17 protein-coding genes and 1 pseudogene are annotated in these 18,044 nt (G+C 74.0%); 8 read left to right on the top strand and 10 right to left on the bottom strand.

The features are described from left to right. Positions 1–144: 144 nt before the first annotated feature. Positions 145–450, bottom strand: coding sequence for a 30S ribosomal protein S14 (gene rpsN / locus FDO65_RS14565; RefSeq protein ID WP_137450395.1), 306 nt, complete (start codon positions 448–450; stop codon positions 145–147). A 99-nt stretch (positions 451–549) separates the two neighbouring features. Here rpsN and ykgO point away from each other — a divergent pair, with 99 nt between their 5' ends. From ykgO to FDO65_RS14545, 4 genes are all read left to right on the top strand, one after another. Further along, positions 550–672: a type B 50S ribosomal protein L36 gene (gene ykgO, locus FDO65_RS14560; protein WP_137450394.1), complete on the top strand. Its 123-nt coding sequence runs from the start codon at positions 550–552 to the stop codon at positions 670–672. Continuing rightward, positions 669–1,082, top strand: a complete 414-nt coding sequence (locus FDO65_RS14555; protein WP_137450393.1) for a hypothetical protein — start codon at positions 669–671, stop codon at positions 1,080–1,082. The genes ykgO and FDO65_RS14555 overlap by 4 nt, the downstream gene beginning before the upstream one ends. Positions 1,083–1,261: 179 nt before the next feature. Continuing rightward, positions 1,262–2,350 carry a LacI family DNA-binding transcriptional regulator gene (locus tag FDO65_RS14550; protein ID WP_137450392.1) on the top strand — a complete coding sequence of 363 codons (1,089 nt, stop codon included), beginning with the start codon at positions 1,262–1,264 and terminating at the stop codon, positions 2,348–2,350. Positions 2,351–2,465: 115 nt separating this feature from the next. Continuing rightward, a complete protein-coding gene (locus FDO65_RS14545) occupies positions 2,466–3,134 on the top strand; it encodes a DM13 domain-containing protein (RefSeq protein ID WP_137450391.1) in 669 nt (222 codons plus the stop codon). A 23-nt stretch (positions 3,135–3,157) separates the two neighbouring features. On the opposite strand, the gene tsaE is transcribed toward FDO65_RS14545, so the two are convergent. The 5 genes from tsaE to FDO65_RS14520 form a co-directional block, all read right to left on the bottom strand. After that, positions 3,158–3,667 carry a tRNA (adenosine(37)-N6)-threonylcarbamoyltransferase complex ATPase subunit type 1 TsaE gene (gene tsaE, locus FDO65_RS14540; RefSeq protein ID WP_137450390.1) on the bottom strand — a complete coding sequence of 170 codons (510 nt, stop codon included), beginning with the start codon at positions 3,665–3,667 and terminating at the stop codon, positions 3,158–3,160. Then, complete coding sequence (locus tag FDO65_RS14535) at positions 3,664–4,878, bottom strand: alpha/beta fold hydrolase (protein WP_137450389.1); 1,215 nt, start codon at positions 4,876–4,878, stop codon at positions 3,664–3,666. The genes tsaE and FDO65_RS14535 overlap by 4 nt, the downstream gene beginning before the upstream one ends. Then, complete coding sequence (gene alr / locus FDO65_RS14530) at positions 4,875–6,110, bottom strand: alanine racemase (RefSeq protein ID WP_205850046.1); 1,236 nt, start codon at positions 6,108–6,110, stop codon at positions 4,875–4,877. Before alr ends, FDO65_RS14535 begins: the two co-directional genes overlap by 4 nt. 75 nt (positions 6,111–6,185) lie before the next feature. Next, complete coding sequence (locus FDO65_RS14525) at positions 6,186–7,694, bottom strand: NAD(P)H-hydrate dehydratase (protein ID WP_137450388.1); 1,509 nt, start codon at positions 7,692–7,694, stop codon at positions 6,186–6,188. Positions 7,695–7,749: 55 nt separating this feature from the next. Then, positions 7,750–8,406, bottom strand: a complete 657-nt coding sequence (locus FDO65_RS14520) for a response regulator transcription factor (protein WP_137450387.1) — start codon at positions 8,404–8,406, stop codon at positions 7,750–7,752. Positions 8,407–9,066: 660 nt separating this feature from the next. Here FDO65_RS14520 and FDO65_RS14515 point away from each other — a divergent pair. Continuing rightward, positions 9,067–9,489, top strand: coding sequence for a RidA family protein (locus FDO65_RS14515; RefSeq protein ID WP_137450386.1), 423 nt, complete (start codon positions 9,067–9,069; stop codon positions 9,487–9,489). 31 nt (positions 9,490–9,520) lie between these two features. Beyond that, on the top strand, positions 9,521–10,924 hold the full coding sequence (locus FDO65_RS14510) for an FAD-binding oxidoreductase (protein ID WP_137450385.1): 1,404 nt from the start codon (positions 9,521–9,523) through the stop codon (positions 10,922–10,924). Between the two features lie 131 nt (positions 10,925–11,055). Here FDO65_RS14510 and FDO65_RS14505 read toward each other — a convergent pair whose 3' ends face one another. The 4 genes from FDO65_RS14505 to FDO65_RS14490 all read right to left on the bottom strand — a co-directional run bounded on the left by FDO65_RS14505 (position 11,056) and on the right by FDO65_RS14490 (position 16,126). Further along, positions 11,056–11,424, bottom strand: a complete 369-nt coding sequence (locus FDO65_RS14505) for a holo-ACP synthase (protein ID WP_137450676.1) — start codon at positions 11,422–11,424, stop codon at positions 11,056–11,058. Between the two features lie 36 nt (positions 11,425–11,460). Continuing rightward, on the bottom strand, positions 11,461–13,320 hold the full coding sequence (gene glmS, locus FDO65_RS14500; RefSeq protein WP_137450384.1) for a glutamine--fructose-6-phosphate transaminase (isomerizing): 1,860 nt from the start codon (positions 13,318–13,320) through the stop codon (positions 11,461–11,463). Between the two features lie 110 nt (positions 13,321–13,430). Then, positions 13,431–14,150 (bottom strand): DUF5995 family protein, encoded by a 720-nt coding sequence (locus FDO65_RS14495; RefSeq protein WP_137450383.1) that lies wholly within the window; start codon positions 14,148–14,150, stop codon positions 13,431–13,433. Positions 14,151–14,437: 287 nt separating this feature from the next. Continuing rightward, positions 14,438–16,126, bottom strand: coding sequence for an AAA family ATPase (locus tag FDO65_RS14490; RefSeq protein WP_137450382.1), 1,689 nt, complete (start codon positions 16,124–16,126; stop codon positions 14,438–14,440). Positions 16,127–16,201: 75 nt separating this feature from the next. Between FDO65_RS14490 and FDO65_RS14485 the strand changes: the two genes are divergently transcribed. Further along, positions 16,202–17,068, top strand: a complete 867-nt coding sequence (locus FDO65_RS14485) for a dienelactone hydrolase family protein (protein WP_137450381.1) — start codon at positions 16,202–16,204, stop codon at positions 17,066–17,068. Between the two features lie 681 nt (positions 17,069–17,749). Further along, positions 17,750–18,043, top strand: a pseudogene (locus FDO65_RS14475) (hypothetical protein); the annotation flags it as partial. Between the last annotated feature and the right edge of the window lies 1 nt (position 18,044).

The raw sequence follows: 18,044 nt of genomic DNA, 5'->3' as shown, positions 1-18,044 counted from the left end.
GACCGACGGTCGACCTGACCACCGGTTCCGCCGCAGGACCCCGTCCGGCCCGGCGGCGCGTCGTCGTCCGGTTCGTCGGGGACGCCCCGGGGGCCGGGCCGCCCGGCGCTCATCGAAGCGCCCCCGACCGAGGCGCGGCCGAGCTCACCAGGACGACTTGGTGACGCCCGGCAGCTCCCCGCGGTGGGCCATCTCCCGCAGGTTGATCCGGGACAGCCCGAACGCCCGCAGGTAGGCCCGGGGCCGACCGTCGACGACGTCGCGGTTGCGGACACGGGTGGGCGACGCGTCCCGGGGAAGCCGCTGAAGGGCGAGCTGGGCGGCGGCCTTCTCCTCGTCGGAGGACCGCGGGGATCGCACCGTCTCCTTCAACTCCGCCCGCCGGGTGGCGTACCGGGCGACGATCTCGCGGCGCTGTTCGTTGCGGGCGATCTTCGACTTCTTGGCCACGGGCCGGGTCCTCCTTGCGGGACGGTGCCATCGCGGCCGCCCGTTGTCGTGGGAATGATTCTCGTTATAGTAGCCGGACCGGGAAGGAGGGACCCACCCATGAAGGTCCGCAATTCGCTCAAGGCCCTGAAGCAGAAGGAGGGCTCGATCGTCGTCCGGCGACGCGGTCGCGTCTTCGTCATCAATAAGCGCAACCCGCGCTGGAAGGCCCGGCAGGGATGACCGCCACCGACCCCACCGGGCCTGGAAAGCCCAGCGGGGAGCGGTGTCTCGCCGTCGTCTACTGCACCGGCGCGGGCTGCCGGGCCGGCGACATCTCCCCCGCCCATCGCGGTACCGGCGCCGCGGCCCTGCGGGCGGCGACGCGCGAAAGAGCGCACGCGGTCCTCGTCGCCGCACCCTGCCTGCGGCGTTGCCAACCGGGCGGGACGGCGGCCGTCGGTTGGGCGACCGTCGCGGACGGCAGCATCCGGTGGACCACCCCGCCGGTGGTGGTCGACGGACTGGAGGGCGGCGGCGGGATCGACGGCCGGTCCCGCTCGCGGGTGGTGGCCGACTGGATCCGAAACGGCGCCCCGGACCCGGCCCGACTGCCCGACAGCCTGATCACCACCCCCACCCGGTCCGTCTGACCGGCGGGCCGGGTCCGACGGCCGCTCCCTCCTGCCTCGGCGCGCACCCCGGACCCGGCCCACGCCGTCGAAGTTCGTTGACGCCGATCAACTCGGCGCCCCACGGTCTGCCAGGGGGTGGGCCGCGCAGGAGGTCAGCGTCAGCGACGCTTCCCCGGCGTCACGGCTAGGCTCGGCCGGTGGCCGAACAGGTGACGCTGGCGGACGTCGCCCACTGGGCCGGCGTCTCCCTGGCGACCGCCTCGCGGGCCCTGCACGGAGCGGGCGGCCGGACGGTGCGGCCCGATCTGCGGGCTCGGGTCCTGGCCGCCGCCGCCGAGCTCGACTACTCCCCCAACGCCAACGCGCAGGCCATCGTGCGCGGCTCGACCAGCACGGTGGGTCTGGTGGTCCAGGACCTGGGCGACCCGACGGGGGCGGCGGTCGCCGCCGGGGTGATGGCGGCGGCGAGCGAACGGGATCTGATCGTGACGGTCGCCGCGACCGGCTTCGACCCCGCCCTGCAGATCCGGCACGTGGAGGCCCTACGTCGACAACGGGCCCGGGCGATCATCCTGGCCGGGGCCCGGTTCGCGGACCCGGAGACCACCGACCGCCTGGCCGACGAACTGCGCGGCTACGGGGTCGGGGGCGGCGGGTTGGCCGTCATCGGCCGACCCGGGCTGCCCGCCCCCACCGTGGTCACCGACGACGTGGGTGGATCACGACGCCTCGCCCTGGCCCTGCACGGCCTCGGGTACCGACGGTTCGCCGTACTGACCGGCCCGGAGGACCTGCTCACCGCCGAGGACCGCGTCAGCGGGTTCCTCGACGGCCTGGCCGCGGTCGGAACCACCGTGCCCGACGAGGACGTGCTGTCCGCCGCCGTCACCCGGGACGGCGGGTACGCCGCGATGACCGAACTGCTCGACCGGGAGGAGATCGGGAACGGCACCGGTACCGGCACCGGTTCCGATGGCAAGCTCCTCGTCTTCGCGGTCAGCGACACCATGGCCGTCGGAGCGATGGCCGCCGCCCGCGACCGGAACATCCGGATCGGGCCCGACCTCGCCCTGGCCGGGTTCGGCGACACCCCCGCACTGCGGGACGTGCGACCCGGGCTCAGCACCGTCCGGCTGCCCCTGGTGGACCTTGGTCGGTGGGCCGTCGACCTGGCACTGCCCGGTCACGAGCGGCCGGGGTCGTCCGCGGACCCGGAGGCACCGCCGCTGATGAGCACCCCCGCCGACGTGGTCCTGCGGGAGAGCACTCCGCCCGTCCCCGGCTGATTCCGATCGCCTCGTCACCCGAGGCGATCATTTCGGGGTCGCCGGACTCCTGAGAGGCGACAGCCGCGACGACCCGCCGTCACCGGGCGGCGCCGTAAGCACCCAGGAGTCCCGCATGAACAGTCCTGTGTCCCCGCGTCGCCTGCCCTCCCCGTCGCCGGCGGAGGTTCCGCGTCGGCGCTCCCGCCGGTGGTGGTGGGTGGCGGCGGCGGTGCTGGTCGTCGTGGCCGGGGTGGGTGCGGCCCTTTTCGAACCGTGGCGGCTGTTCACCCGCAGTTCGATCGACGAGGCGGCCCCGGCGGCGGCGGCCACTCCGGCCGCCGCGTCGACGTCCCCGGCGCCCTCCGTCACGATGACGCCTTCGACGGGCCCGGGAACTGCCGTCCCGGCACCGTCGAGCAGCCCCGCACCGGCGACCACGTCCGCTCCGGACACGACTGCTCGGCCGGCCTCACCGGAACCCCTCGTCGACGGGGAACACGCCACCAGCGGGACCGCGACCGTCGTGACGGCGGCGGACGGCCGTCGGTACGTGCGGTTGGAGAACTTCTCGACCAGTGACGGGCCGGACGTGCACGTGATCCTGTCCGACCGCTCGTCGGGTCAGGCCGACTGGGGCGTCTACGACGACGGACGGCACGTCGAGCTGGGTGAGCTGAAGGCCACCGACGGCAACCAGAACTACGAGATCCCGGCCGATGTCGACCTGGCCGGCCTGCAGTCGGTGGTGATCTGGTGCGACCGGTTCGACGTCGCCTTCGGGACCGCTGCGCTGACCGCCTGACCGCCGCGCGGCGGCCGGCGGGCTCAGTCCGTGGCCGGCATCCCGGCGACCACGGACGGCAACCGCTGCGCCCAGGCCCCGATCCCGGTCAACCGGGCGCGGCGGGTGTCGTCCGGACGGCGTTCCAGGGCGATGGTCAACCGGTCGTCGGCCAGCTGATCCGCCACTCCCTCGCCCCACTCGACGACGACGGCCGAGCGAGCGAGGTCGGTGTCGAGATCCAGGTCGTCGAGCTCCAGGGCGCCCCCCAGCCGGTAGGCGTCGACGTGCACCAGCGGCACCGCCCCGGCCCGGGCGTCCGGTCCCGGCCGGTGGACCCGGGCCAGGACGAACGTCGGGGACAGCACCGTGCCCTGCACCCCGAGACCGACGGCGATGCCCTTGGTCAGCGCGGTTTTCCCGGCGCCGAGCGAACCGGTGAGGATGACGACGTCACCCGCCCGCAGCGCCCGCCCCAGGGCCGCGCCGAACGCCAGGGTGTCGTCCAGGGTGTACAGGTCCAGTTCAACCGTGCCGTCCGTCGCCCCGGTCATCGGGCCGCCACCTCCGCCTCCGCGTGCTGCTCCTGATAGGCCGCGGCCTCCCGCAGCAACCGCCGCACCGCCGCGTTCACCACGTCCGGCGCCTCCATCATCGCCACGTGCCCGACCCCCTCCACCACGACCAGGCGGGCCTCCGGCAGGGCGTCGGCGATGGCCCGGGACCGGGCGATCGGGGTCATCCGGTCCTGCCCGCCGCCGATGATGACGGTGGGGATGCCGGCCAGGCCCGGCAGGGCGGCGGCCCGGTCGAAGACCAGCAGGCCCGGGGCGAACTCCGCGATCACGTCGGCCGGGGTGTCGGTGATCATCTCGTCCAGGTAGTCGACCAGCGGCGCCGGCACGTCCGGGGAGGCGAAACCGAAGGTCCGGGTGGCCAGCCAGGCCGCGTCCCGACTGCTGGCCCGGCCCCGTTCGATGACGGTCGGGAAGCGTCCGGCCAGCGAGGCGACCCCGCGGACCAGCGGATTCCCGCCGGTCACCAGCACCTTGTTCCACTGCCCGGGGCGCAGGTATGTCGCGCCCGTGCAGATCAGGCCGATCCCCAGGACGCGTTCGGCGAACCAGTCCGGCTCGTCACCGGCCAGGGCGAGGATGGCCATCCCGCCCATCGAGTGGCCGACGAGCACGACCGGGGCGTCGGGGGCGGCAGTGTCGATGACCTGCCGGAGGTCGCTGGCCAGGAAGTCGATCGTCGCGTGGTCGGCCGGGCCCCGCGAGGAGCGGCCGTGCGAGCGCTGGTCGAAGAACACCATCCGCAGCGACGGAAGTTCCGGGAGACCCGTCGCGTCGGCCGCCCCGTCGGTCTCCTCGTCGAGCCCGGGAGCCGGGGGCAGCGGCAGCTCCGGGTCGTTCCCGTCGGTCGCCCCGGCCCCGGCGGCATCGGTCAGCCCGAACCGCTGGAAATGCCAGGACCCCATCCGCAGCGTCCACCCGTGGGCGAACACCACCGTCAGGGCCGCGTCCGTCGGGCCGACCTCCTCGACCTGCAGCACGGTGCCGTCGACCGCGGCGACCGAATAGGTCCGGTCCGGGCGCAGGTCGTCGAAGTCACCGACCCCGGCCGCCGCAGATCCGGGTTCCAGTTCGACGGTCCGCAGGGTGCGCACCCGGCGGCGCTGCGCGGTCACCCCGCCGAGCGCGGCCGCCCCGATGACGCCGGTGGCGATCCCGGCCGCGCCGAGGATCCGGCCGACGGTGCTCATCGGGTCCGCCCTTCTGCCCGCCGTTCGACGGGATGCTCGTTCTGCCGGAGGTGACGACGCGGGACCCGGGGGCCGATGCGCGTGACGATCTCGTAGTCGATGGTGCCGCAGGCCGCGGCGAGCTCCGCGGCAGACGGTTCCCCGTGGTCCCCGGGGCCGAACACCAGCACGCCGTCCCCGGCTGTGACGTCGTCGTCACCGCAGTGCAGGACGAGCTGGTCCATCGCCACCCGACCGACCACCCGATAGCGACGGCCGCGACCGTCACGACCGACGACCAGCACCGACGCGCTGTTGCCGGCGGCCCGGGGCAGACCGTCGGCGTACCCGACCGGGACCAGGGCCAGGGTGGTCTCCCGCTCCGGCCGCCAGGTCAGGCCGTAGGAGACCCCGAACCCGGCCGGGACCCGCTTGGTCAACGCCACCGTCGAGCGCAGCGTCATGGCCGGCCGGAGCCCCTGCGGGCCGCGGGCGCCGCCGAGCGGGTCGAGCCCGTACAGCCCGATGCCGCAGCGCCCCAGGTCGAAGATCGTCTCCGGGTGGTCGAGGACGCCGGGGGTGTTGGCCAGGTGCAGCAGACCGGGGTCGATCCCCCGGCCCTGCAGGACGGCGACCGCGTCCCGGTAGGCCGCAGTCTGGGCCGCCACCGACTCGTTCCCGGGTTCGTCGGCGCAGGCCAGGTGGCTCATCGTCCCGGCCAGGGTGACCCGGTCGGCGCGGATCGCGGCGGCCAGGGCGTCGGCGACAGCGGCGAGGTCGGCCGGGCCGACCCCGTTCCGCCCGAGGCCGGTGTCGATCTTGAGGTGAATCCGTGGGCGGACGGGCGTGCGGGCCGGCCCGGCGGAGGCGGCGAGCACCGCGTCCAGGTGGGCCAGGCTCGACACCCCCAGCTCCACCCCGCCGACCAGGGCGGCGGCGATGTCCTGCCCGGCGGGCCACAGCCACGCCGCGACGGGGGCGGTGATCCCGGCCGCCCGCAGGGCAAGCGCTTCGTCCGGGGTCGCGACGCCCAGGTGGGTGGCACCGGCGCGGACCGCGACCCGGGCGCACGGCACCGCGCCGTGGCCGTAGCCGTCGGCCTTGACGACGGCCATCAACCCACCGGCCGGGTTCGTCCGGCGGACGCGGTCCAGCAGCAACCGGGTGTTGGCGGCGACCGCGTCGAGGTCGACCACCGCCTCGGCGCGCACCGTCGCGGGACGGCCGTCGGGGATGCCCGGTGCGGTGGTCATCCGCCGATGCAATCACGTCGGGGGGTCGCCCCGGGTGACCGTCCCCGGACGGGCCCCCGACCGGGGACCGTCCGGTCAGACGCGGGCGGCCCGCAGGTGCGACCACAACGCCTGGGCCCCGGCCTCGCCGGCCGCGTGGACCCGTTCCCCGGCCCGGCCGTGCAGGAACGCCCCCGCCCCGGCGGCGAGCACCGGCGGCAGGCCGGCGGCCAGCAGTGAACCGATCACCCCGGACAGCACGTCGCCGGACCCGGCCGTGGCCAGCCAGGACGATCCGCTGCGGTTGACCACCGTGGTGCCGTGGGGGTCGGCGACGATGGTGCGGTGCCCCTTCAGGAGCACCGTCGCCCCGCTGCGGCGGGCGGCGGTCCGGGTGGCCGTCAGCCGGTCGTCGAGCGGCAGGTCCGGGAAGACCCGCGTGAACTCGCGGTCGTGCGGGGTGAGCAGGGTCACCGCGCCCCGGGCCGTGCGTTCGGACAGCCACTGCGGGTGCTCCCCGAGCAGGGTCAGCCCGTCGGCGTCGACCAGCACGGGCTCGTCGCGGCGGAGGACGTCGGCCAGCAGCTCGCCGGCGGCGGCGTCGGTGCCCATGCCCGGGCCGATCACCCACGCCTGGACCCGTCCGGCGACGGACGGGTCGGCGGCCGCGACCACCTCCGGCCAGCGGGCCACGACCGCGGTGGCCTGCGCGCCCGCGTAGCGGACCATCCCCGGCCGGGTCCGCACGGCTCCCCCGGTGCACAGCACCGCCGCCCCCGGGTATCCCGGCGACCCGGCGACGATGCCCACCAGCCCGTCGGTGAACTTGTCGGCGCCCGCCCCGGGGTCGGGCAGCAGGACCCGCAGGTCGGCGTCGGTGAGGGCGATCGCGTCCACGGCCGCCGCGGCGGCGGCGAACCGCTCGGCGGAGCCGGTCCCGTCCGGTGCGGGTCCGGGATCGGGTTCCATCCCGATCCCGACGCTCACCATCGCGTCGGCCGCCAGCAGCAGTCCGGTCTTGACGCCGCCGAAGGTGACGGTGACGTCGGCGGCGAAGACGACCGGATCGCCGTCGTCGGCCGGGCCCGTCGCCCCCGTGTCGGGGTCGATGCCGCTGGGCAGGTCGACCGCCACCTTCAGGGCCGGGGACGTGTTCGCGGCCGCGACCAGCGCGGCGGCCCCCGGACGCAGGGGCGGTCGGGCCGCGAGCCCCACGATTCCGTCGATCACGGCATCGGCGCTGGTCAGCAGGGCTCTGACGGGCGCGGGAGCCGGATCGCCGGGGTCCAGCGCCAGCACCCGACCGCCGGCCCGGCGCAGCGCGGCCAGCCCGGCCGGGTGTGCCCGGTCCGGCTGCAGCAGGAGGGCGGTCACGGCCAGGCCGCGTCGCCGCAGGAACGCCCCGGCCCACAACGCGTCGCCGCCGTTGTTGCCCGCCCCGACCAGCAGCACCGCCGAACGCCCGGGAAGCGGGTGCGGCAGCCGTTCGGCGACGACGGACGCGACGGCGGTGGACGCCCGGCGCATCAGCGTCGCGTCCCCGTCACGGTCGATGGCGACTCGTTCGGCCGCGCGGATCTGCGCCGCCGTGTACGCGGTGATCATGCGTCCATCCTGGCCCCGTTCCCGACGGGCCGGGCGGTCGACACAAGCCCGCCGGTCAGCCGGACGCCGGTCCCGGTTCGCTGAACCAGCCGGACGGGCCGACCGCGGGGGTGTCGGCGAGCCGGGGCGCGTAGTGGTCGTAGAAGACCTGTGCGGTGAGCTCCCGCCGGCTGCGGACGCCGGTCTTGGCGAAGATCGCCTTGAGGTGGTCCTGGACGGTGTAGGCCGACAGGTGGAGCGCCGCCGCGATCTCGGCCGTGCCGATGCCCCGCAGGACCAGGCGGACCACCGCCTGCTCCCGTTCGGTCAACCCGTACGCGGCGACCACCAGTGGCACGATCTCCGGGGCCCGGGCCGGCTCGATGGTGATGACGACGTCGGTACCCGTTCCCGCGGGTGAGAGCAGCGGGGAGGCGTGGGCCAGTAACCAGCCCGACCCGGCCCCGCCGGGCGGCGCGGTCCGGCTGCGCATCCGCACCCGGGGGACGTCGGTGTGGCGGCCGGACGCATAGGAGCGGGCCGAGGCGACCAGGCTGAGCAGCGGCATCGGGAGCGGCTCGGACAGCGGGCCGCCGCCCAGTTCGGCCACCCGGGCCGGCGCCCCCACACTCGCCTGCTTGACGACGTCGTCCGGGCCGACCACGAGAACGGCCGGGCCGGCGTCGATCCCACCGGGCTGGTCGTCGGGGCCCCTCCGTGAGCGCCGCCGCACCGGCGATGAGCGCGGTCCGCAACCCCCGCGCGATGACGGGCGCGACCGCGCTCAGGTACTGGTGCTCGGCCGGGGTGAAGTGGGTGCCGTTCTCCCGGAAGAGCGCGACCGCCCCCCACATGACGCCGTCGAGTTGCAGCGCCGCGCGCAGCTCGTCCCCGAAATCCCATACCGACCGGTAGAACTCGACGTGCCGGCGCGAGCGCTCGAGGTGCCCGTCGGTCTCCAGGAACGTCGACGTCACCCCGCCCGGGCGTCGTGCGGTGGTCCGGAAGTCCCAGGCCTCGTCCGCCTCGTACTCCCAATAGGCCCACTGGGCGTCCTGCTCGTTCCCCAGTCCGCCACCCTTCACGGTGCCGGTGATCAGCTGGGTGGCCGGATCGACGGGAGCCAGGCAGAACGCCGCGAACGGCACGGCCGTCTGCAGCACCTCGGTGGCCGCCGTACCGAACGTGACGACGTCGAGTCCCGCGGCGGCCAGCGACTCCAGCCGGGTCCGCGCCCGTTCCGCGGGCATCGAGCTCATGCCGGAAGTATGCGACCGACCGGACAACCGGGACCATCCCAGAAAAGTGGGGCACGGCCTCCCAGATTGCTCGCGGCGAGAACCCCAGGAACCGGGGATGGTCCCTGACCCCTGGCCGGACCAGGCTCGACGGCATGACCACCTCACTGCACCCCGCCCCGTCGGCGGTGACGTCCATCAACCCGACCACCTGGAACGCGGCGTTCGGCTACGACCAGGGCCAGCTGCGGGCCGCCCCCGCCCGGTTGCTGACGGTGGCCGGCCAGGGTCCCGTCGACGAGTCGGGGGTGCTGCTGCACGCCGGCGACGTCAGCGCCCAGCTGTCGCTGAGCCTGGCCAACGTCGAGACGGTGCTGGCCGCGGCGGGGATGGACCTCTCCGACGTCCTGCGCCTCGTCGTCTACACCACCGACGTCGATGCGACCCTCGCCGCTTACGGTGCCCTGATCGAACGGCTGCAGCAGTTCTCCGCCACCCCGCCGACCACCCTGCTCGGCGTGCAGCGCCTCGCCCTGCCCGGAATGGCCGTCGAGATCGACGCCACCGCCGGTCGCTGAGTCCCACTCCCCCGCTTCGAAAGGAACCCCCATGACCTCCACCGCGACCGACCTGCCCGGCCAGAATCTCCCCCTGGACCCGCCCGGTCCCCTGGCCGGCCCCGTCCTGCGGCCCGGTGATGCGGACTACGCCGCCGAGGTGAGCGGTTTCAACCTCGCGTACCACCCGGCGCCCGCGCTGGTCGTCGCCGCCACGAGCACCCAGGACGTGTCGGTCGCCGTCCGCTGGGGTGCGCAGCTGGGCCTGCGGGTCGTCGCGCAGAGCACCGGGCACGGCCTCTACGACGACCGCGCCGGCACGCTGATGGTCACCACCCGGCGGCTGACCGGGGTGACGGTCGACGCGGACGGCCCGGCGCCCACCGCGCGGGTCGCGGCCGGCGCCCGGTGGCGGGACGTCATCGCCGCCACCGCCCCGTACGGCCTGGCCCCGTTGTCCGGGTCGTCCTCGTCGGTGGGCGCGGTCGGCTACACCCTCGGCGGCGGCATCGGGGTACTGGCCCGGCAGTACGGGTTCGCCGCGGACCACGTCCGGGCCCTCACCCTCGTGACCGCGGACGGCACCGTCCGCCGGCTCACCGCCGACGCCCCGGACGGGACCCCGGAGGCGGACCTGTTCTGGGCGATCCGCGGCGGCCGGGTCGGTTTCGGCATCGTCACCGAACTGGAGATCGCACTGTTCCCGGTGGCCCGGCTGCACGGCGGCGGCGTCTTCTTCGACATCGCCGACGCCCCGGCCGTGCTGCACGCCTGGCGGACCTGGGCGCCGCAGCTGCCCCGGGAGGTCACGACATCCGTTGCCCTGCTGCAGCTCCCGCCGGACCCGCAACTCCCGCCGCCGCTGAGTGGACGGTTCGTGGTGCACCTGCGGTTCGCCTCGACCGGTCCGGTGGACCAGGCCGAAGCCCTGCTCGCCCCCCTGCGGGCCTCCGCGCCGATCATCATGGACACCGTCGGCGAGCTGCCCTACGCGGCGGTCGACGCCGTGCACATGGACCCACCGCTGCCGCTGCCCGCCCTGGGCCACGGTTTCGGTCTGTCCGACCTGACGCCCGAGGCGGTCGACGCCCTGGTCGGCACCTGTGGCGCCGGCTCCGGTTCCGCCCTGGTGATCGCCGAGATCCGGCTGCTCGGAGGGGCTCTCGCCGAGCAGCCGGCGGTGGCGAACGCCGTGCCCGGCCGCTCGTCCGCCTTCGGTTTCTGGGCCATCGGCGTTCCGATGGGCCCGGCCGCCGACGTCGTCCCCGCCCATCTGCGTCGGGCGGCCGACGCCCTGACCCCCTGGCGGGACGGCGGGCAGCCCAACTTCGTCGACCTCGACGGCGACGCCGGGGTCCGCGCGCTCTACCCCGACGCCGTCCGTCAGCGGCTGGCCCGGATCGCCGCCGCCCACGACCCGGCCGACGTCCTCGGCGGGACGGCGATGTTCGGCTGACAGGGGGCAGCGGCGCCGCGGGGGGGGGGGGGGGGGGGGGGGGGGGGGGGGGGGGGGCGCGGGGGGGGGGGGGGGGGGGGGGGGGGGCCCCCCCCCCCCCCCCCCCCCCCCCCCCCCCCACCACTCGGCCCTCAGCCCAGACCCAGCACCACCGCGGCGGCGATCCCGCCGTCGTGGGAGACCGAGACCCGCCAATCGGTGATACCCACCTCGGCCGCCGCCTCCGCCACCGAGCCGGTGATCGCCAGGACGGGACGGCCGGACGGTTCGGAGAGCAGCCGGCAGTCGTGCCATTCCATGCCGCGGGGTACCCCCAGGGCCTTGGCGACGGCCTCCTTGACCGCGAACCGGGCGGCCAGGGACGCCGGACGGCGGGGGGCGCCGGAGGCGGTGACCTTCTCGTCCGGGGCGAACACCCGGTCGGCCAGCGCCGGGGTGCGCAGCAGCACGACCTCGAAGCGTTCGACCGCCACCACGTCGATACCGACCGCGCGCACCACGGCACCAGCCGGGGGCACCGGCACGGAGACCACCGGCTACTCGACCGTGACCGACTTGGCCAGGTTCCGCGGCTTGTCGATGTCGTAGCCGCGGGCCCGGGCGATCTCGGCCGCCAGCACCTGCAGCGGGATGGTGGCCACCAGCGGTTGGAACAGCTTGGGCACCCGGGGCAGCTCGACCAGGAAGTCGGCGAACGGCGCCACCGTGTCGTCGCCCTCCTCGGAGATGACGATGGTGCGGGCGCCGCGGGCCTGGATCTCCCGGATGTTCGACAGCAGCTTGGAGTGGATCAGCGGATCCGACTTCGGCGACGGCGTGACGATGACGACCGGCAGACCGTCCTCGATCAGGGCGATCGGTCCGTGCTTGAGCTCGCCGGCGGCGAAGCCCTCGGCGTGCATGTAGGCCAGCTCCTTGAGCTTCAGCGCGCCCTCCAGGGCCACCGGGAAGCCGACGTGCCGGCCCAGGAAGAGCACCGCCTTGGACTGGGCGATCTCCTGGGCGAGCTTGCGCACCGGGTCCATCAGGGTGAGGGTCTGCTCGACCGCCTCGACCATGGCGGTCAACGCCTCGTACTCGCGGGCGATCTCGTCGCGGTACTTGGTGCCGCGGGCCTGGGCCAGGGCCAGCCCGACCAGGTAGTTCGCGGCCAACTGGGCCAGGAACGCCTTGGTCGACGCGACGCCGATCTCCGGTCCGGCGTGCGTGTAGAGCACGGCGTCGGACTCACGGGGGATCTGTGCGCCGTTGGTGTTGCAGACGGCCAGCACCCGGGCGCCCTGCCGGCGGGCGTGCCGCACGGCCTCCAGGGTGTCGGCGGTCTCGCCGGACTGGCTGACCGCCACCACCAGGGTCTGCCGGTCGAGGACCGGGTCGCGGTAGCGGAACTCGGAGGCCACCTCGACCTCGACGGGGATCCGGCACCAGTGCTCGATGGCGTACTTGGCGATCAGGCCCGAGTGGTAGGCGGTGCCGCAGGCGACGACGAAGACCTTGTCGATGGTGCGGAGGTCGTCCTCGGACAACCGCTGCTCGTCCAGCACGATGCCGGACCCGTCGAAGTGCCCCATCAGCGTCGACCGGACGGCGTCGCCCTGCTCGGCGATCTCCTTGTCCATGAAGAACTCGAAGCCGCCCTTCTCGGCGGCGGATAGGTCCCAGTCGACGCGGAACTCAGTGAACACCGGCTCGCCCCCGGTGAACGAGCTGACCTCGTACCCGTTGGGGGTGACGACGACCAACTGGTCCTGTCCGAGTTCGACGGCGTCCCGGGTGTGGGCGATGAACGCGGCGACGTCGCTGGCCACAAACATCTCGCCGTCGCCGACCCCCACGACGAGCGGGGAGTTGCGACGGGCGGCGACCAGCATCCCCGGGACGTCGGCGTGCGCGGCGACCAGGGTGAACGCCCCGTCCAGCCGACGGCAGACGGCGGCCATCGAATCGGGCAGGTGCCCGGCGGTCGGGCCGTCGGCGTAGGCGCGGGCCAGCAGGTGGGCGACCACCTCGGTGTCGGTCTCACTGGTCAGTTCGACGCCGCTGCTCTCCAGCTCGGCCCGGATGGCGACGAAGTTCTCGATGATGCCGTTGTGCACGACCGCGACCCGACGGTTGGTGTCGGTGTGCGGGTGGGCGTTGCGGTCCGTCGGGCCGCCGTGGGTGGCCCACCGGGTGTGGCCGATGCCGGTCGTGCCGGCCAGGGCCACTGCCCCCTCGTCGATGTACCGCTCGAGGTTGTTCAGGCCACCGGCCTTCTTCGCGGTGTTCAGGCCGCCTTCACCGTCCAGAACGGCGACACCCGAGGAGTCGTATCCCCGGTATTCGAGCCGCCGCAGACCCTCCAGCACCAGGGGCAGAGCCTGGCGGGGACCGGTGTAACCCACGATTCCGCACATTTCGTCAGGCTATCGGCTGACGTCAACCGAACCGGTACGTCCGACTGTTCGGGTGAACGAGTGTCGCCGCGAGGACCGTCACACCGGTCGCGCCCACCCTGACGACCAGGTCAGGCGGGCTGCAAGCGGACGACCATCAGATCGGCCCAGCGGGGCAGCGGCCACCGATGCCGAGTGAGCAGCTCGCCGATGTTGCCGACCGTCAGGGTGGCCAGCAGGCGACTGCGCGTCTCGAAGGGGTCGACGTCAGCAGCGTCCGGACAGTCTGCGGCGGTCCTGTGGTGCAGCAGGTCCTCGGCGTTCGGCCAGGCCTGGGCGCCGGCCGCCAGCAGCGCCCGGCGCAGCAGCGGTCGCTCCCGGAGGGCGGCCATCCGTTCGACGGGACCCGCGCCCGCCGGGCAGGCGGCATCTGCGAAGGCGTCGGCCATCAGTTCGGTCCAGGCTGCGTGATCCATCCGGGAGGCGCTGCCGTCCCAGCCGGGCAGTTCGAGCAGGGCCCGGGGCAGGTCGTCGTTGAGGCCGGCGTTGGCGGTGACCAGCAGGAGCCGCATGGCGGGCAGGCCGGGGTCCACGACGAGCGCGGTCCGCCAGGGCCCGGGGACGTCGTCGGGACGCTGTCGCACCAGCGCCGCATCAGCGGCGAGGAACCGCTGGACGAGGAACGCCGTCGTCCGCAGCGGGTGCTGCGGATCGGTGAACCGGTCGGGGGTCGCGTCGATCGCGACGACCAACCGACGGAGTGCGCTCGCGTAGAGACGACCGGCCGACGGCGGGGCTGCGGCCAGGAACTCGTCGAGTCGGAGCAGCAGGGAACGCGGCGTCGGAACCACCGGACCTCCTGCCATCCCCCACGGCGGGGACGTGCGGACAACCGTGAAGGGGTAGGCCGTTCCGAGCGTCAGGGTCACGGAAGAAGGATGCTCCGCGATCACCGCCGATGACATGTGTACCCCTTGGGAGTACCGGGCGAAAGCCACAGATCGACTGACAGATCGGCCCCGAAGGCGCGTCACGACAGCCCGGTGTCGTGGCTCTCGGGTGACCGGTCACCCTGGCGAGCCGATGTATGTCCGGGACGGTCTTCGCCGGCGCGTCCGACGGGCCGCGCGGGCCCGGTTCAGGCCTCGACGGGCCGCCCACCGCGGGTCAGCGCGGCGGCGTCGCCGACCCCTGGCGCCACACCGTCCCAGTCCGGGGTGGCGTACCCGGCCCGGTCCTCCGGGGCCGAGGCGGCCACCGCCCGGACATCCGCCCAGGAGCGCAGAGCGGCGATCTGCTCGGCCTGCGTGACCGACAGCGGCACCGTCGTGGCGATCTCGCGCAGCAGGTCGTCCCGGGTCAGCGGCCGACGACCGGAGAAGGCGTCGAAGCAGGCGGCGATGACGACCTGCTCGATCTCGGCGCCCGAGAACCCCTCGGTCCCCTCGACCAGGGCGGTCAGCAGGTCGTCGGTGACGGCCAGGTCGCCCAGGGCGGGGCCGGCTTTCAGCCGGCCGGCCAGGTGGATACGGAAGATGACCCTGCGCTCGGCGTCGGTGGGCAGGTCGATGAAGAAGATCTCGTCGAAACGGCCCTTGCGCAGCATCTCCGGCGGCAGCAGGTTGATCTGGTTGGCCGTGGCGATGACGAAGACGGCGGCCGTCTTCTCCTGCATCCAGCTCAGGAACGTGCCGAACACCCGGGCCGAGGTCCCGCTGTCCCCGCTGCCGGAGGCGCCGGAGGCGAAGCCCTTCTCGATCTCGTCGATCCACAGCACGCACGGCGCGATCGCCTCGGCGGTGGCCAGCGCGGTGCGCATGTTCTGTTCCGAGGCCCCGACCAGGCCGCCGAACACCCGGCCGATGTCGAGCCGGGCCAGCGGCAGGGACCACGCCGAGGCCATGGCCTTGGCGGTCAGCGACTTCCCGCACCCGGGGACGCCGGTGACCAGCACACCCTTGGGCGCCGGCAGCCCGTAGGCGCGGGCCTCGTCCAGCCAGGCTCCGCTGCGCTTGCGCAGCCAGGTCTTGAGGTTCTCCAGACCACCGATGTCGTCCAGCCGGACGGCGGAGTCGACGACTTCGAGCACCCCGGACTTGCGGACGATCTGCTTCTTCTCCGCCTGCACCAGCCCGACCGACGCATCGGTCAGCACCGCGCGACCCGGCCCGTCGGCGGTGCCGGCCCCGTCCTCGGAGGCGACCATCGCCCGGGCGAACGCGTTCTCGGCCTCGAAGGCGGTGAGGCCGAGCGCCGCCTTGGCCATCCGTTCCCGGCCGTCCGGCCCGAGGTCGACGCGCAACGCCCCGGCGGAGGTGTTCCGGGTGATCATCGCGTCGAGGGTGGCGCGCAGCTGCTCCTCGGTGGGCAGGGGGAAGTCGACCAGGGTGACCAGATCGGCCAGGTCGGCGGGGATCCGGGGCGTCGGCGAGAGCAGGATGAGCGTGCGCGGGATCGTCGAGTCCTTGAACCAGCCGACGGTGTCCTTGAGCGCCCGGACCAGCTGGGTGTCCGGCGGGCTGGTGTCGCTGCCCAGCCACGGGTGCAGGTCGATCATCACGACGACGCTCGGCGCGGCGATGGTCGCGGCGGCGGCGAGGGCTGCGTGCGGGGTCCGGGTGTCCGGGTTGCCGGCCTTGCCCAGCTCGGCCAGCCCGTTGGTCGTGGTCCACGTCCACACCTGGCGGGGCGGTGACAACTGGGACCGGCTGCCGACCACGGAGGCGATCCCGGCGAGCGCGCGCGACTCCTCGGCCGTCCGGATGGACAGGAACGGGAACCGCGCCCGAACGAGCCGACGCAGGGTCGTCACGAAGTCCTCGGCCACCTGGCTACTGTACGAGGGCGGATCCGGCCGAACCCCCCGGTCGGGCTGCCCCGTCCGTACCGCCAGGAGGAGCGCATGGCCCGCCGACCCGCCCCGAGCATCAAGCGGCCGACCCTGGAGTACTTCCGCTACCGCGGTCCCCATCGGGTCGCCACCGGTGATCTGGCTCCCACCGGTCTACCCGGCCTGGTGTTCGCCCCCACGTCCGGCCGCCGGTTGCCGGTGGTCGCGTTCGCGCACGGCTGGCTGCAGCCCGTCGACCGGTACGCCGACACCATGCGCTACCTGGCCTCCTGGGGCATCATCGTCGTCGCGCCGGACACCCAGCGCGGCCCGATCCCGTCCCATCAGGGCCTGGCCTTCGACCTGTCGACCGCGCTGCGCCGGGTGGCCACCGGGTCGCTGGCCGGCGGCCGGGTCCGGGGCGATCTGCGTCGGCTGGCCGTGATGGGTCATTCCATCGGCGGCGGGGCCGCCATGCTCGCGGCGGCGAAGGACGACGCCATCAAGGCCGTGGTGACGGTGACCGCCGCCGAGACCCGCCCGTCGGCGATCGAGGCCGCCGGCCTGGTCGAGGCGCCGAGCCTGCATCTCATCGGCAAGTCCGACAACATCGCCGAGTCCGACGGCTCGCGGATCGCGCGGTCGTGCACCGGTCCGTCGGTCCTGCGGGTGGTCAAGGGTTCGGGCCATCTGGGTCTGACCGAGGGCAAGCACTGGACGAACACGTTCATGGGGGTCGAGTCGGACCAGAAGGTCCAGCAGATCACCCGCATGCTGGCGTCGGCCTTCTTCCTGCGCCACCTCACCGACAACCCGCAGCTGGCCGACGAGATGGAGGACTCCGTCCGCGGTACCGAGCTGATCGACACCACCGAGCCGGAGCCCGCTCCCGAGCCGGTGGGCGTCGTGAAGGACGCGGTCGCCGACACGGTCGAGTAGTCCGGCGGTCCCGCACGGCTGTCCGTGACTGAGGTCGCTCCTGCGGGAGGACCGTGGTCGCGACGGACGATGACATTCCCTGGGGTCTGGTCGCCCTGCCGGACGGCTCGATCCTGTATTCCCGTCGGGACGCGCGGCAGATCGTCCGGACGGACGCTTCCACGGGCGCCCAGACCGTCCTCGGCAGCATCCCGAACGCGGCCACCACCGACGGCGAGGGCGGCGCACTTCTCGACCGCCCCCTGGCTGTACGTCATGCAGTCGACCGCCACCGACAACCGGCTCGTCCGGATGCGGTACGCGAACGGAAGCCTCGACGCGTTATCGACCCAGGTGCTGCTGTCCGGCAATCCCACGGAACCAGTTCCACAACGGCGGGCGGCTGCGCTTCGGCCCGGACGGCATGCTCTCTGTCGCCACCGGCGGCGGCTGCGGCAACGCCGGGCTCGTCGCCCCGAAGCTGACGTACCCGACCTCCGAGGGGTCGTGCAGCGGCCCGGCCGTGGTCGGCTCGGCCGTCTACGTGGCCTGCGCCCGCGGTCAGCGGCTCTACCGGGCCGAGATCTCCGGCAGCAGCCTGGTGAACCCTCAGCAGTACTTCGTGGGCACGTTCGGCCGCCCGCGGACGGTCGAACCGGCGGGCGGCTGCGCTTCGGCCCGGACGGCATGCTCTCTGTCGCCACCGGCGGCGGCTGCGGCAACGCCGGGCTCGTCGCCCCGAAGCTGACGTACCCGACCTCCGAGGGGTCGTGCAGCGGCCTGGCCGTGGTCGGCTCGGCCGTCTACGTGGCCTGCGCCCGCGGTCAGCGGCTCTACCGGGCCGAGATCTCCGGCAGCAGCCTGGTAAACCCTCAGCAGTACTTCGTGGGAACGTTCGGCCGCCTGCGGACGGTCGAACCGGCGACCGGCGGCGACCTGTGGCTGACCACCACCAACTCGGGCGGCAACCGCATCATCCGGGTCGACCTGCGCTGAG

The sequence above is a fragment of the Nakamurella flava genome (genome assembly GCF_005298075.1).
GTDB classification, from domain to species: Bacteria; Actinomycetota; Actinomycetes; order Mycobacteriales; family Nakamurellaceae; genus Nakamurella; species Nakamurella flava.
Note: the sequence above shows the minus strand (reverse complement) of the source record. Positions and strands in the feature narration are given on the sequence as shown.